This is a genomic window from Kocuria himachalensis (assembly GCF_054784195.1).
The window spans coordinates 164,393-176,623 of the sequence record NZ_BAAGPL010000003.1; the positions used below are offsets into that span (position 1 = coordinate 164,393).

Here is a 12,231-nt window from a genome sequence, read left to right on the forward strand (position 1 = left end):
GGGTCAGAACAGGAAGTAGCGCTGGGCCATGGCCAGCTCCTCGGCGGGCTCGCACGTGGCGATCTCGCCGTCCACGCGGACCTCGTAGGTCTGGGGGTCCACCTCGATCCGCGGGGTGGCGTGGTTGTGCCGCATGTCCTGCTTGGTCAGGCCGCGGATCCCGCCCACGGGCAGCACCCGCTTGCGCAGGCCCAGCCGTTCGCCGACGCCTGCCTCGACGGCGGCCCGGGACATGAAGGTGATGGAGTTGGCGTGCGGGGCGGTGCCCTTCGCGCCGAACGCGTCCCGCAGCAGCTGCGGCTGCGGGGTGGGGATCGAGGCGTTGGGGTCGCCCATGAGCGAGTGCACGATCTGCCCGCCCTTGAGCACGGCGTGGGGCTTGACCCCGAAGAACACCGGGTCCCACAGCACGAGGTCGGCGAACTTGCCGGGTTCGACCGAGCCGACCACGTCGGCGATCCCGTGCGCGACCGCCGGGTTGATCGTGTACTTGGCGACGTAGCGCTTGAGCCGGGCGTTGTCCCCGCGGCCCGTCTCCTCGGGCAGGGGCCCGGTGCGCCGCTTCATCTGGTCGGCCAGCTGCCACGTGCGCAGCACCACCTCGCCCACGCGGCCCATGGCCTGGGAGTCGGAGGAGGTCATGGAGAACACCCCGAGGTCGTGCAGGACGTCCTCCGCGGCGATCGTCTCGGGCCGGATCCGGGAGTCCGCGAACGCCACGTCCTCCGGGATGTCCGGGTTGAGGTGGTGGCAGACCATGAGCATGTCCAGGTGCTCCTCGGCCGTGTTCCGGGTGAAGGGCAGCGTGGGGTTCGTCGAGGACGGCAGCACGTGGGGCAGGGCCGCGATGCGGATGATGTCCGGGGCGTGGCCGCCGCCGGCGCCCTCGGTGTGGAACGTGTGGATGACCCGCCCATCGATCGCGGCCACGGTGTCCTCGAGGAACCCGCACTCGTTGAGGGTGTCGGTGTGGATGGCCACCTGCACGTCGAACTCGTCGGCCACGGCCAGGGCCGTGTCGATCGCGGCCGTGGTGGCGCCCCAGTCCTCGTGGATCTTGAGTCCCACGGCACCGGCGCGGATCTGCTCCGCGAGGGGCTCGGCGGCGCTCGCGTGGCCCTTCCCGAGGAGCCCGAAGTTCATGGGGTAGCCGTCGAGGGCCCGGAACATCCGGGCGAGGTGCCACGCGCCGGGGGTGACCGTGGTGGCGTTGGAGCCCTCGGCCGGGCCGGTGCCGCCGCCGAACATCGTGGTGATCCCGGAGGACAGGGCCGTGCCGATCTGGTCGGCGCCGATGAAGTGGATGTGGGAGTCGATCCCGCCGGCGGTGAGGATCCGGCCCTCGCCGGCGATCACCTCGGTGGAGGCGCCGATGAGGATGTCGACGCCGTCCATGATGTCCGGGTTGCCGGCCTTGCCCATCCCGCTGATGTGCCCGTCCCGGATGCCGACGTCCGCCTTGTAGATCCCGGAGGCGTCGAGGACCACGGCGTTGGTGACCACGGTGTCCACCACGCCGTCGCCCCGGGTCAGCCGTCCGTTGTGGCCCATGCCGTCCCGGATCACCTTGCCGCCGCCGAAGACCACCTCGTCCCCGGGGACCGTGCGGTCGTGCTCCACCTCGAGGAACAGCTCGGTGTCCGCCAGGCGCACCAGGTCCCCGGTGGTGGGCCCGTAGAGGCTCGTGTACTGGGCGCGGGACATCTCGTGGCTCACGCCTGCTCCTCCCCGGGAGCGCCGGCGCGGGGAGACCCGGTGCCGGGGGCGCCCGTGCCGGGGGTGTCGAGAGGCCCGTTCACCCGGTTCGCGAGGCCGTGGACCTCGCGGCGCCCCGCCAGGGCGACGAGCCGTACCCGCTTGCGGTCGCCGGGCTCGAAGCGCACCGCAGTGCCGGCGGGGACGTCCAGGCGGAAGCCGCGGGCCGCCGCCCGGTCGAACTCGAGCCCGGGATTGGCCTCGGCGAAGTGGAAGTGCGAGCCCACCTGCACGGGGCGGTCGCCGCGGTTGACCACGTCCACCTCCGTGGTGGGCCGGCCGGCGTTGATCACGACGGGCTCGGGCCGCAGGACGTACTCTCCGGGGATCACGGGCGCTCCTTCGGGGCCGGGCGGGTCAGCGGATGGGGTCGTGGACGGTGACGAGCTTGGTGCCGTCCGGGAAGGTCGCCTCCACCTGGACGGAGTGGACCATCTCCGGCACGCCCTCCATGACGTCCGCGCGGGCCAGGATCGTGGAGCCCCAGGACATGAGGTCGGCCACGGTGCGGCCGTCCCGGGCGCCCTCCAGCAGCTCGGCGGTGATCAGGGCGACCGCCTCCGGGTGGTTGAGCCGCAGCCCCCGGGCCCGGCGCCGGCGGGCGAGGTCACCGGCCACGACGACCAGCAGCTTCTCCTGCTCACGGGGTGTCAGGTGCACGGCTCTCCTCGGGACGGCGGGTGCTCAGGGACACTCGTCACCGTAGGGGCTCCGTGTTTCGGCGAGGTTCACCGGTCGTTTCCGGCACGTGCCGTGGTCACGGTCGCGGACCTGCCCTGCTGCGAGGAGACGACGGTGTCCGGTCCGGCCTCCGTCCGTGCCACGGCACGGACGGAACTCCGTAAGCTCGGGACCGATGGAGAGCGCGGTCCGGCGGGACCGCTCCGGTGCTCGGAAAGGTCGTGAGGCGATGTCCTGCTCGGTGCGCCTGCTCGCGGTGGCGGCGCTGCTCGGGGTCCTGGTCACGGGGTGCGGTCCCGGGTTCCCGAAGGACCCGGAGGGCACCCTCGACCGGGTGCGCGGCGGTGAGCTGCGGGTCGGCGTCTCGGAGAGCCCGCCCTGGACGGGAGTCGCCGACAGCGGCCGGCCCTCCGGCGTCGAGGTCGAGCTGGTCGAGGAGTTCGCCGAGCGGATCGACGCGGAGGTCGTGTGGTACCCCGGCGCCGAGAGCCACCTGATCCGCTCGCTCGAGGGCGGTGACCTCGACGTCGTCGTCGCGGGCCTCACCGAGACGTCCCCCTGGGAGAAGCACGCCGCCCTGACCCGCCCGCACACGGAGATCGAGACGTGGGACGGCCGCACCGAGAGGATCGTGCTGGCCACCCGGCTGGGGGAGAACGGCTTCCTCACCGAGCTGGAGACGTTCCTGGTGGACCGGGAGGAGGGGTGATGAGTCGCTCCGAGGCGTCGGCGCGGTTCGGGTCCACCAAGCTCACGGACGGTCAGGCGCGCACCCTGGGGCGCGCGGTGCGCCTGGAGCGGATCACCCTCGGGGTGCTCGCCGTGACCGTGGCCGTCGTGGCGCTCGTGGCCGGGCAGTCCCAGGCCATGAAGGTCGCCTGGATCGAGGACTCGCTCTCGTTCCTGCCGCCCCTCGCCTTCCTCGTGGCGGTCCGTGTCGCCGGCCGGCGCCCCACACCGCGCCACCCCTACGGCTACCACCGCTCCGTGGGCGTGGGCCACCTCGTGGCGGCGGTCGCGCTCCTGACGATGGGCGCGTTCCTCGTGGTCGACTCGGGCTCCGGCCTGCTGGCGGGAGAGCGGCCGCCGATCGGGGTCGTCAGCCTGTTCGGCACACCGGTGTGGTCCGGCTGGCTGATGGTGGCGGCGATGACGCTCACCAGCATCCCGCCGGTGGTCCTGGGCCGGATGAAGACGAAGCTCGCGGAGGAGCTGCACGACAAGGTGCTCTACGCCGACGCCGACATGAACAAGGCGGACTGGATGACCGGCCTGGCCACGGCGGCCGGCGTGCTGGGCATCGGCATGGGCCTGTGGTGGGCGGACGCGGCGGCGGCGCTCGTGGTGTCGGTCTCGATCGTCAAGGACGGCGTCGGCAACCTCAAGGGCTCCGTGGCCGACCTCGTGGACTCCCGGGCCACCACCTACGACGACGCCGCGCCGCACCCCCTCATCCGAGAGGTCGAGACGGTGCTGCGCCAGCAGCCGTGGGTGCAGGACGTGGGCGTGCGGGTCCGCGACGAGGGCCACGTCTTCCACGTGGAGGGCTTCGTGGTCCCGGTCGCCGGGGTCGTCCCGACCCTCGAGCAGCTCGCGGCCGCCCGGAGGCGCTGCACGGACCTGGACTGGAAGGTCGAGGACGTGGTCCTCGCCCCCGTGGCGGAGCTGCCGGAGGGCCAGGTCCCGCGCTGACGCGACCTCCGCCCCCTGCACGAGGGTTCTCCTGCCGGGGCAGTTCGGGCGGTGTTCCCGCAGGACGCCACCCCTCGGCGGGTCAGATCCGCAGGTGGACCAGGCTCGGCCCCTCCACCGCGAGCGCCTCGACGATCTTCTCGGCCAGGTTCTCCTGGGTGGCCCGGAACCCGACCGCGCCGAAGGCCTCCGCGAGCGCCGGCCAGTCCGGCTGCCGCAGGTCCACGGCGAGCGGGTCGATGTCCCGGTCGGTCATGTTCTGCCGGATCTCGCCGTAGCCGCCGTTGTCCACGCACACGATGGGCAGGTCCACGCCGAGCTCCACGGCGGTCATCAGCTCCTGGATCGAGAACATCAGGGCGCCGTCGCCCACGAGGCACAGCACGGGCCGGTGCGGGGCGGCGAGCTTCGCCCCGATCGAGGCGGGCAGGCCGTAGCCCAGGGTCGCGTAGGTCCCCATGTAGAGCAGGGAGTGCGGGAGCCGGGCGCGGAAGAACGTGGTGGAGCCCAGATAGGTGACCTGGGAGGAGTCGCCGCCGATGATCGTGTCCTCCGGCACCACGGCCATGATGGTCTCGTTGAGCGCCGCAAGCTCGGGCGCGGTGCGGCGGCCCTCGTCGTCGAGCCGGGCGAAGACCTCGGTGAGGTCGCGCGGGGGCCGCGGCGGGAGCGGGCCGACCGCCCCGAGGAGCTGCGGGACCACGGCCGCGGAGTGCCCGGGCAGCTCGATGTCCGGGTCGAGGTTGCACAGCATCTGGTCCCGCATGATGTCCACGCGCACGACCGGCCCCCGGGGCGTGATGTCCCCGCCCCACAGCTCGGCCTCGCCGACCTTCGAGCCGATCACCAGCAGGGCGTCGGCGGAGCGCAGGAACTCGTGCGCGGTGGACAGCCGCAGGTCGGCGCCCAGCGAGAGGCGGTGCCGTTCGGGGATCGCGCCCTTGCCGTTGGTCGTGGTGATGACCGGCGCCTCGAGCAGCTCGGCGAGCTCCAGCAGCCGCGCGCCGGCGGCCAGGGAGCCGCCGCCGGCCAGGATGACGGGGCGCTCGGCGCTCCGCAGCACCTCGGCGGCGCGGCGTACGTCGTCGACCGGCGCCGGCTGCGGGGCCCCCAGCCGGCGCGGGGCCACCTGCCGGTCGGTGTAGTCGAGCTCCGCCTCCAGGACGTCCAGCGGGATCTCGATGTGCACCGGCCGGGGGCGGGAGTGGGCGAAGTCCCGGAAGGCGTCGTGGACCATGGTCACGGCCTCGGCCCCGCTGGTGACCCGGCGGCTGCGGCCCACGATCGCGTCCACGGCCGCGGACGGGTTCTTCGTCTCGTGCAGCGAGCCGATGTCCCGGAAGTCGTGGCCCACCGGGCGCCCGGGGGACAGGATGATCATGGGGCGGGACTCGGCGTAGGCCGTGGCCGCCCCGGACAGCGAGTTGAGCAGGCCCGGCCCGGACGTGGTGATGACGACGCCCGGCAGCCCGGAGACCTGGCTCCACCCGTCGGCTCCGTACGCGGCCCCCTGCTCGTGGCGGGTGGTGACCGCCCGGATGCCCAGCTCGCGCAGCGGGCGGTAGAACTCGAGCGAGTGGGTCCCGGGGATGCCGAAGACGGTGTCGACGCCGTAGCCCCGCAGCGTCTCGAGCACGGCACGGGCGGTGGTCCTGCGGGCGGTCATGAGCGGTCCTCCAAGGGGTCTGGGGCGGTGGGGGTCTCGTACGGCGGGGGCGCCGGCGGGTCAGTCCTTCCCGGCGGGCCGGTCCTTGACGTAGAGCAGGCGCTTGTTGACGAACTCGTCCATGCCCAGCGGTCCCAGCTCGCGGCCGTAGCCGGAGCGCTTGACCCCGCCGAAGGGCATCTCGGCGCCCTCGGCCTCGGCGGCGTTGACGGCGGCCATGCCCGAGTCCAGGCCCTCGGCGAGACGCCGGGCGCGGTCGGGGTCGGTGCTGAAGACGGCCCCGCCGAGCCCGTAGGGGGTGTCGTTGGCCAGGGCGAGGGCCTGCTCGTCGTCGGCCACCCGGTAGACCACGGCCACGGGGCCGAAGAGTTCCTCGTGGTGGGCGGCCATGCCCGGGGTGATCCCGGTGAGCACGGTCGGCTCCAGGTACGCGCCCGGGCCCTCGAGCAGCCGCCCTCCGGCGTGCAGGGTGGCACCGGCGTCCACGGCCTCCTGGATCTGGCGGGCCAGCCCCTCGGCGGCGGCCCGGGAGGACAGGGGTGCGTAGGTGCCGGGCGCGTCGGCGGCGGGGTCGCCCGGGGTCAGCGACTGGGCCTGGCGGGTGAGCTCGTCGACGAACTCGTCGTAGACGTCGTCCATCACGATCATCCGCTTGTTGGAGTTGCAGGCCTGGCCGGTGTTGCCCATCCGGGTGGCGAAGGCCGCCCGGGCGGACTCGCGCACGTCGGCGGTGTCGAGGACCACGTAGGGGTCGGACCCGCCCAGCTCCAGGACGACCTTCTTCAGGTTCCGTCCGGCGATCTCGGCGACCTTCGCCCCGGCGCGTTCGGAGCCGGTCAGCGAGACCCCCTGGACCCGCGGGTCGGCGATGATGTCGGCGACCTGGTCGTGGGAGGCGAAGACGTTGCGGTAGGCACCGGCCGGCACCCCGGCGTCGTCCATGAGCTGCTGGAGGGCCAGGGACGCCCGGGGGCAGGACTCGGCGTGCTTGAGCAGGATCGTGTTGCCCAGCACCAGGTTGGGGGCGGCGAAGCGGGCCACCTGGTAGTAGGGGTAGTTCCACGGCATGATCCCCAGCAGCACCCCGACCGGGCGCTTCTGGATCATCGCCCGGCCCCCGCCGGAGGCGGTGATCGGCTGGTCGGCGGCCAGGGCCGGGCCCTGCTCGGCGAAGTAGGCGAAGATCTCGGCGCAGAACTCGACCTCCTCGCGGGCCTCGGCGAGCGGCTTGCCCATCTCCTCGGTGATGGTCGCGGCCAGCTCCTCGACCCGTTCGGTGAACAGCGCCCCGACGCGGGCGACGACGGCCGCCCGCTCCTCGATCGGCACGGCCCGCCACGCACGGAACGCGGCGTCGGCGCCGGCGAGGGCCTCCTGGACCTCGGCGTCGGTGGCGGTGGGGTGCTCGGCCAGCACCCGGCCGGTGGCCGGGTTGACGGACCGGTAGGGGGTCGGGGCGGTGGGGCGGGCATCAGCGGTCATGGTGGTGGCTCCTCTTCGGGGATCGGGTGTCGTCGACGGCGTCGTGGCCCTCGGGGTGGGGAACGGTCAGGGACGGGACGGGGCTCACAGCTGCATCGCCACCGCCCGCACCGGGGAGCCGTCCAGACCGCGCAGCCGCAGCGGCAGGGCGCTCAGCAGCGGGTCCGGCCAGTCGACGGCGTGCAGGTTCGTCAGGTTCTCGAGGATCGCCCCGCCCGCTCCCAGGACCGCCGCGTGCACCGGCAGCTCGAGCGGGCCGGTCGAGCCGGCGTCCGGGGTGCGGTCCGGGTTGAGGGTGTCCGTGCCGAGCACCTGCACGCCCGCGGACAGCAGGTGCTCGGCGATCCCCACGTCCAGCACCGGGTGCGCCAGGTAGCGCGGCGTCCCGAAGTGCCGGGACCAGTCGGTGCGGAACAGGACGATCGTGCCGACCCGGACGTCCTCCAGCTGCGCGCGGACGTGCTCCCAGCGGACCACCTCGTGCTCCTGGAGCCCCGGCACGTGCACGATGCGCGCCGGTCCCACCAGGCGGGACAGATCGAGCTCGTCCACGGCCGGGCCCCCGTCCACGGTGTGCAGGGGTGCGTCCACGTGCGTCCCGCTGTGCGTGCCCAGGTGCAGCTCGGCCACCTGGAAGCCGTCCCGCGGGACGGACGCCGCGAGCCGGGAGTCCACGGCCGGGTCCCCCGGGAACACCTGCATGCCGGCCTCCACGGGGTGGCTCAGGTCAACGAGGCGCATCGGCGGCCTCCTCCGGTTCGTCGGCCGTGCCGGCCGCACCGGCCGCACCGGCTCCACCGGTGCCGTCCGGCGTCGCGGTCCCGTCCGCCGCCTCGGAGAGGTGGTGCTGCGCCGGACGGCCCGCCACGATCCTTCCCGCCGCGAGAGCCCAGCCCAGGTAGAGCGCCGCGGAGAGGACGAACGTGGGCATGGTCGCGCCCACGGGACTCGGGAGCACGTAGGTGAGCACGAGCGAGGAGGCCGCGCCGACGACCCACACCACCACGGCGGCGGGATTGACCCCGCCCCGGTACCAGTACCGGCCGCCGCGTCCCCGCAGGACGTCCGCCGTGTAGGCGCCGCGCTGGACCACGTAGTAGTCCACCAGCATGATCGCGAAGACGGGGATGAACAGCGAGCCGATCAGCACCAGGAACTCGGTGAACTGGTTCAGCAGGCCCAGCCGGGTGGAGCCGAGGACCGACACGGCCCCCAGCACGAGCGCCGTGGGCAGGAAGCGGAGCCTCCGCGAGGGCGTGAGGTTCACCACCGAGGAGACCATGCCATAGACGACCATGGTGTTGGTGGCCATCACCGACAGGAAGACCACCACCGCCAGGGGGGCGCCGAAGGCGGCCACGAGGACCGTCGGGTCGAACCCGACCGCCTCCCCGCCGTCGAGCACCACGTAGGCGATGGCGGTGGCCCCGAGGCTCATGGCCGCGACCGTGGACAGGACGTACCCCGTGCCGGAGCCGATCATGCCCGCGGACTGCCTCCGGGCGAGGCGGTTGAACTCCGCGGAGAGCACGGTCCAGGAGATGGCCGTGGCGATGACGACGTCGAGGACCGCGACGGAGGACCAGCCCGCCTCGGGATCCGCGGGCAGGGCGGCGAAGTCCGCCACCGGGTAGGAGGTGAACGCCACCGTGAAGACCCAGGCCATGATGCCCAGGATCACCACCGCCAGCCACGGCTCCACACGGGCGATGCCCTCGTGGCCGAGGACGGCCAGCGCCACGACCAGCGCCTGGCACAGCACCGAGAACAGCACCGGGTTGGAGAATCCGGTCGCCTGCGCCACGAGGAAGTTCACGGTGACGCCGGCGAGCATCGCCTGCACCCAGCTCCAGCCCATGAGGATGACCACGTTCGCGGCCACCGGCAGGAAGGACCCGCGCAGACCGAACGAGCCCTTGGTCAGGGACATGGTGGCGAGGCCGGTGCGGGTGCCCATGTTCCCCACGAGCACCAGCACCGCCCCGCCGATCAGCGTGCCCAGGACGATCATGCCCAGGGCGGTGGGCCAGGACACCCCCGGCACGAACAGCGTCCCGGTCAGCAGCGTGGTCACCACGAGGTTCGCCGCGAGCCAGATCATCCCGATCCGGCCCGCCCCGAGCGTGCCCCGCAGCGGGCCGTAGCCCTCGGAGTTCTCGTCCAGGTGGTCCGAGAGCCGGGTCCAGGCGGATCTGGGTCCGTCGGCGGTGCGGGGTGTCGTCGTCATGTGCTTGCCTCAGTGGTCGGCGGGACGGGGGAAAGGTGTTCGTGGACGGCGGTGACGGATCCGTCCGCGGTCCGGTGGAAGACGATGGTCTCGCGCTCGGCCGAGGTCTCGGCCACGCCGTGGGTCGCCGTGGTGGTGCGGACGTCGTGGACGAACACCGCGGCTTCCCCGCACAGGCGGACGACGGCGCCGCTGCTCTCGCAGGAGACCACCCGCCAGCCCGCCGCGAGCCATCCTGCCCAGAGCCGCTCGTAGCTGTCACGGTCCGCCAGGCGGCCGGGCTCGCTGTGGAAGACGAAGTCGGCGTCCGGGGAGAAGGCGTCGAAGTAGGCCTCCGTGTCGGTGGCGGCGAACGCCGCGACCAGGGCGGCGGCGGCCCGTTCCACCTCGTCGCGGGTCAGCGGCGCGGGTGTCCGCCCCGGTGCCGCGGCCGCTCCGCGAGGGCCGGGCGCCCCGGTCACGGGCGGACCTCCGCGCGGTCGGCGCCGGCCGGGCCGGTGCCGGCGAGGCGCTCGTTCCACTGCCGCAGCACCCCGGCGTGCGTGGGGCGGGACAGCAGCGAGACGACCACGTAGACCAGCGCCGAGCTCGCCAGGCCCAGGTAGATGGGGGCGTTGGCCAGCACGCCGAACACCGCCATGGAGGCCACGGTCACCACGGACCCGACGAGCATGGACAGGGCCGCGCCGAGGCTCGTGCCCCGCCGCCACAGGAGCCCGCCCAGGACGGCGACGAGCAGGCCGCCCACCAGGATGTCGTAGGCGATGGTCAGGGCGGTGACGGTGTCCGAGACGAAGATCGAGATCACGGTGATCACCACGCCGAAGACGAGCACGTAGATCCGGTCCCCGCGCAGCGCCTCGGCGGTGCCCTCCGGGGCGGGGGCGGCGTGGCGGGTGAGCAGGGACCTCAGGGTCGGCACGACGTCCACCCGGGCGACCGTGGCCGCGGCGATGAGCGCGCCCGAGGCCGTGGACATCATGGCGGCGACACCGGCGGCGAGCACGACCCCGCCGAGCCCGGCCGGGACGTACTGCTGCGCCATCGTGGCGAACGCGTCGTCCGGGGAGGAGAGGTCCGGGGCCACGGCGGCGGCCGTCATCCCGATGACGGCCCCGGCCACGCCGTAGAGCGCCACGTAGGCCGCGGAGGCGAGCCCGCCCCAGCGGGCGACCTGCGGGGAGCGGGCGGTGAAGACGCGCTGCCAGATGTCCTGGCCGATCAGCATGCCGAACCCGTAGACCACGAACTGGGTGATGATCGCCTGCGTGCCCATGCCGTCCCAGGTGAAGAACGTGGCGTCCAGCCGGTCCTCGAGCCCCGTCCAGCCGCCCGCGGCGGACAGGGAGAACGGCAGCAGGATCAGGAAGATGCCGACCGTCATGAACACGAACTGCATCATGTCGGTGAGCGTGATCGACCACATCCCGCCGAGCACGGAGTACGCCACGACCACCACGCCGCCGAGCAGGATCGCCCAGGCCCGGTCGAGCGGGAACAGGACCGAGAAGATCGCGGCGTACGCGGAGGTGGAGGTCACGGAGAGCATCACCGTGTAGGCCAGCATCACGAACGAGGACGCCTTGGCCCCGCCGCGCTCGCCGTAGCGCAGCTGCAGCATCTGGGAGACGGTGAACACCTTGAGGGACTGGATGCGGCCGGCGAAGAACAGGCTCAGCGCGGCCAGGCCCGTGGCGATCGCCACGACCAGCCACATCCCGGAGATGCCGTAGGTGAAGCCGAGGCCCACCCCGCCCACGGTGGAGGCGCCGCCGAGGACCACGGCGGCCATGGTGCCCGTGTAGAAGCCGGGGCCCAGGCGGCGGCCCGCCACCCGGTAGTCCTCGGCGTTGTGCGCCCGGCGGCTGGCCCACAGCCCGACCGCCACCATGGCGACCAGGTAGAGCACGATGATCAGCACGTTCATGGATGTCACTTCTTCCTCGGAGCGCGGGCGCCCACGGGGTGGATCGGGAGCTTCCCCGCCACGAGGTTGCTCGACAAGAAACAAAAGTTGTCCCACATAGTATGATGCAGATCATGTTTTGGGAACGGGTCCCGGTCGTGACGGGCGGGTGAATCCGTCCGGGAGGAGGCGTCGTCGTCGTGAAAGCACTGCCCATCGAGAGCTCCGGGCACACCGCCGCCGTGGGGTCGCGGCTGCGCAACCACCGGCGGCGCAGCCACATGACCATCGACCAGCTCGCCTCCGCCGCGGGCCTCACCAAGGGCTTCGTCAGCCGGGTGGAGCGGGACATCACCTCCCCGTCCGTGGACTCCCTGGTGCGGATGTGCCAGGTGCTGCGGATCGACGTGGGCTCGCTCTTCGCCGGGCCCGCCGACGTGGAGCTGGTCCGGCTCGAGGACGCCCCGCACATCGACCTCGGCGGCGAGGGGATCGAGGAGCAGCTCGTCACGCCCTCGGCCCAGCGCCAGGTCCAGGTCATCCGGGCCCGCGTGGCCGCCGGCGGCCGGGGCGAGGACGCGATGTACAGCATGGACTGCGAGACCGAGGTGCTGCACCTGATCAGCGGCCGGTTCCGGCTCCACGTCCCGGACCGCACCTACGACCTGGAGGCCGGGGACACCGTGACGTTCCCCGGCTCCGAACCGCACACCTGGGAGAACCCCGGCACCGAGGAGGCCGTGCTGCTGTGGATCCTCGGCTCCTGAGCTCCCCGCCCGTCCCGGCCACCACCCCCGTCAGCACCCACCGAGAGGACCCCAC

12 protein-coding genes are annotated in these 12,231 nt (G+C 73.0%); 3 read left to right on the forward strand and 9 right to left on the reverse strand.

Going from position 1 to position 12,231, the window contains the following annotated elements:
* Nucleotides 1-3 precede the first annotated feature (3 nt).
* The 3 genes from ureC to ACYVM4_RS02565 are packed head-to-tail and all read right to left on the reverse strand — an operon-like array spanning nucleotide 4 to nucleotide 2,415.
* Nucleotides 4-1,716 (reverse strand): urease subunit alpha, encoded by a 1,713-nt coding sequence (ureC, locus tag ACYVM4_RS02555; RefSeq protein ID WP_460667555.1) that lies wholly within the window; start codon nucleotides 1,714-1,716, stop codon nucleotides 4-6.
* A complete protein-coding gene (locus ACYVM4_RS02560; RefSeq protein WP_368822278.1) occupies nucleotides 1,713-2,087 on the reverse strand; it encodes an urease subunit beta in 375 nt (124 codons plus the stop codon). Before ACYVM4_RS02560 ends, ureC begins: the two co-directional genes overlap by 4 nt.
* Nucleotides 2,088-2,112: 25 nt before the next feature.
* Nucleotides 2,113-2,415, reverse strand: a complete 303-nt coding sequence (locus ACYVM4_RS02565) for an urease subunit gamma (protein WP_368822280.1) — start codon at nucleotides 2,413-2,415, stop codon at nucleotides 2,113-2,115.
* 196 nt (nucleotides 2,416-2,611) lie between these two features.
* On the opposite strand from ACYVM4_RS02565, the gene ACYVM4_RS02570 reads away from it, so the two are divergent.
* Both ACYVM4_RS02570 and ACYVM4_RS02575 read left to right on the forward strand, forming a co-directional pair.
* Nucleotides 2,612-3,145 (forward strand): substrate-binding periplasmic protein, encoded by a 534-nt coding sequence (locus tag ACYVM4_RS02570; RefSeq protein ID WP_460667556.1) that lies wholly within the window; start codon nucleotides 2,612-2,614, stop codon nucleotides 3,143-3,145.
* Nucleotides 3,145-4,128: a cation transporter gene (locus ACYVM4_RS02575; RefSeq protein ID WP_460667557.1), complete on the forward strand. Its 984-nt coding sequence runs from the start codon at nucleotides 3,145-3,147 to the stop codon at nucleotides 4,126-4,128. Before ACYVM4_RS02570 ends, ACYVM4_RS02575 begins: the two co-directional genes overlap by 1 nt.
* A gap of 82 nt (nucleotides 4,129-4,210) precedes the next feature.
* Here ACYVM4_RS02575 and ACYVM4_RS02580 read toward each other — a convergent pair whose 3' ends face one another.
* The 6 genes from ACYVM4_RS02580 to ACYVM4_RS02605 all read right to left on the reverse strand — a co-directional run bounded on the left by ACYVM4_RS02580 (nucleotide 4,211) and on the right by ACYVM4_RS02605 (nucleotide 11,430).
* Complete coding sequence (locus ACYVM4_RS02580) at nucleotides 4,211-5,794, reverse strand: thiamine pyrophosphate-binding protein (protein WP_460667558.1); 1,584 nt, start codon at nucleotides 5,792-5,794, stop codon at nucleotides 4,211-4,213.
* Between the two features lie 60 nt (nucleotides 5,795-5,854).
* Nucleotides 5,855-7,276 (reverse strand): NAD-dependent succinate-semialdehyde dehydrogenase, encoded by a 1,422-nt coding sequence (locus ACYVM4_RS02585; RefSeq protein ID WP_460667559.1) that lies wholly within the window; start codon nucleotides 7,274-7,276, stop codon nucleotides 5,855-5,857.
* Between the two features lie 84 nt (nucleotides 7,277-7,360).
* Nucleotides 7,361-8,017 carry a cyclase family protein gene (locus ACYVM4_RS02590; protein ID WP_460667560.1) on the reverse strand — a complete coding sequence of 219 codons (657 nt, stop codon included), beginning with the start codon at nucleotides 8,015-8,017 and terminating at the stop codon, nucleotides 7,361-7,363.
* Entirely contained in the window at nucleotides 8,004-9,503 is a 1,500-nt protein-coding gene (locus ACYVM4_RS02595) for a purine-cytosine permease family protein (protein WP_460667561.1), read from the reverse strand. Before ACYVM4_RS02595 ends, ACYVM4_RS02590 begins: the two co-directional genes overlap by 14 nt.
* Complete coding sequence (locus ACYVM4_RS02600) at nucleotides 9,500-9,964, reverse strand: YybH family protein (RefSeq protein WP_460667562.1); 465 nt, start codon at nucleotides 9,962-9,964, stop codon at nucleotides 9,500-9,502. The genes ACYVM4_RS02595 and ACYVM4_RS02600 overlap by 4 nt, the downstream gene beginning before the upstream one ends.
* Nucleotides 9,961-11,430, reverse strand: a complete 1,470-nt coding sequence (locus ACYVM4_RS02605) for a sodium:solute symporter family protein (protein WP_460667563.1) — start codon at nucleotides 11,428-11,430, stop codon at nucleotides 9,961-9,963. Before ACYVM4_RS02605 ends, ACYVM4_RS02600 begins: the two co-directional genes overlap by 4 nt.
* Nucleotides 11,431-11,609: 179 nt before the next feature.
* Between ACYVM4_RS02605 and ACYVM4_RS02610 the strand changes: the two genes are divergently transcribed.
* The gene (locus ACYVM4_RS02610; protein ID WP_460667564.1) at nucleotides 11,610-12,176 is read left to right on the forward strand and encodes a helix-turn-helix domain-containing protein; all 567 of its coding nucleotides are present in this window, start codon (nucleotides 11,610-11,612) and stop codon (nucleotides 12,174-12,176) included.
* Nucleotides 12,177-12,231 lie beyond the last annotated feature (55 nt).

Bases quoted from the DNA above. Each gene is read 5' to 3' on its own strand.
- ACYVM4_RS02605 (WP_460667563.1), bottom strand. From the start codon at position 11,430: ATGAACGTGCTGATCATCGTGCTCTACCTGGTCGCCATGGTGGCGGTC.
- ACYVM4_RS02595 (WP_460667561.1), bottom strand. From the start codon at position 9,503: ATGACGACGACACCCCGCACCGCCGACGGACCCAGATCCGCCTGGACC.
- ACYVM4_RS02575 (WP_460667557.1), top strand. From the start codon at position 3,145: ATGAGTCGCTCCGAGGCGTCGGCGCGGTTCGGGTCCACCAAGCTCACG.
- ACYVM4_RS02570 (WP_460667556.1), top strand. From the start codon at position 2,612: ATGGAGAGCGCGGTCCGGCGGGACCGCTCCGGTGCTCGGAAAGGTCGT.
- ACYVM4_RS02580 (WP_460667558.1), bottom strand. From the start codon at position 5,794: ATGACCGCCCGCAGGACCACCGCCCGTGCCGTGCTCGAGACGCTGCGG.
- ACYVM4_RS02590 (WP_460667560.1), bottom strand. From the start codon at position 8,017: ATGCGCCTCGTTGACCTGAGCCACCCCGTGGAGGCCGGCATGCAGGTG.
- ACYVM4_RS02585 (WP_460667559.1), bottom strand. From the start codon at position 7,276: ATGACCGCTGATGCCCGCCCCACCGCCCCGACCCCCTACCGGTCCGTC.